This is a genomic window from Thalassobacterium maritimum (genome assembly GCF_031127805.1).
GTDB classification, from domain to species: domain Bacteria; phylum Verrucomicrobiota; class Verrucomicrobiia; order Opitutales; family Coraliomargaritaceae; genus Thalassobacterium; species Thalassobacterium maritimum.
The window spans coordinates 1-1334 of sequence record NZ_JARXHW010000144.1 but is presented as its reverse complement, the minus strand read 5'-3'; the positions used below and the strand labels follow the sequence as shown (position 1 = coordinate 1334).

Sequence of the window (1334 nt, the reverse complement as noted above, 5' to 3'; positions counted from 1 at the left end):
AAAGAATAAGCTAGTATGCACTAGTCGCGGCGACGGCGCAGCATCACCGAGCCCAACGCAAAGCAACCAGCCAACAATCCATAGGTGCCTGGCTCGGGAACCGCGACCGTGATCGAATCAATGTTGAGCGTGCGGGACACGTTATTATTGTTTGCCTGAATCATGGCAGCTACATAAAGGTTCGTCTGGAAATCGGAAAAAGTAACATCCCCCGTCCAACTTCCGCTTTGAGAGATATTATTACTGAGCCCCGAGCTAGTCACGGTCCAGCCAGCGACATTTAAGTTCATAGTCAAAGCGTAACCATCGGAAACGCTAGCAGCTGTGCCCAAATTACCACTGCTAACGAGCGCTGCGTTGTTGGTTCCGTCATTAGCAGTCAGATTCCATTTGGCATCATCGCCTATACTAAAGTTGAATATTGGCCCTGTCCGAAAGCCGCTGCCATCCCCAGTGCCGTTACTGGTGCCTCCTTGTATAAGAAGTTCCGTGCCAAGAGTGGCCCCTGGAGCCGTTTGCGAATCAACCACCCAAGTGGCGGAAAAGGACGTTAGCGCCGAAGTATCGAAACTGTTGATGCTGACGATGCCCGTATTATCAAAACTGGTGCCAGACGTCGCAATCGTAGCAAGGCCACCAGACTCACCGACCGTCCCAGTGCCGCGAGTGCTATTACTGACGAGTTGGAAGCCAGCGTTGACGGTATCAACACCACCAGTGGCCAGATTATCGTTTTCGAAATCGTCTAAAAACAAGGTCTGTGCCGTGACGGCCTGCGAAGAGATTAGAACAGCGCTGGCGGCACTGATTAGAAGCTTTGTGCGATTTTTCATATATAGATGGAGGTTGAGTATAACTAGAATGGAAACCTATGCTACCAGAGTCGGCTTGAATCACCTACTACGTGTATACATGATTCTCTCCGCGTTTCTGCTGCCGTAGGTTACACTTCATAGTAACTTCCTTTCACGCGAAAGCCATTGCCAGTCATCGATAGCGTATTTCGATGATACAAAAGCCCCTGGCTTTATTGATACGGATGGAGCTACTCGGGCTGAAGGGCTCTTGCGGACCCCAGTCATTGTTCACACAGGCATAATCGATCTGATGAAAAAGCTTGTTCACGATCTGCATATTCTCGACAAAATCACCCAGTAACGCGCTGCCGTCCGCATACTGGAAGCGGCAGTTATAGATCGTGATGTCCGTGCAGAAGTCCTCCGCCGCGCCGATAAGTAAAAAAAAAGTTTCCCAGCCCAGCAGGACTTGGAAACTTTTTGGAAAAAGAATAAGCTAGTATGCACTAGTCGCGGCGACGGCGCAGCATCACCGAG

Annotated in this window: 1 protein-coding gene; it reads right to left on the bottom strand. The window is 50.1% G+C overall.

The window, feature by feature from the left end; translation table 11 throughout:
- Nucleotides 1-20: 20 nt before the first annotated feature.
- Nucleotides 21-833 carry a PEP-CTERM sorting domain-containing protein gene (locus QEH52_RS19695; protein WP_308952671.1) on the bottom strand — a complete coding sequence of 271 codons (813 nt, stop codon included), beginning with the start codon at nt 831-833 and terminating at the stop codon, nt 21-23.
- Nucleotides 834-1334: the final 501 nt, after the last annotated feature.

Excerpts from the sequence above, each read along its gene's own strand:
- QEH52_RS19695 (WP_308952671.1), bottom strand. The coding sequence starts at position 833 with ATGAAAAATCGCACAAAGCTTCTAATCAGTGCCGCCAGCGCTGTTCTA.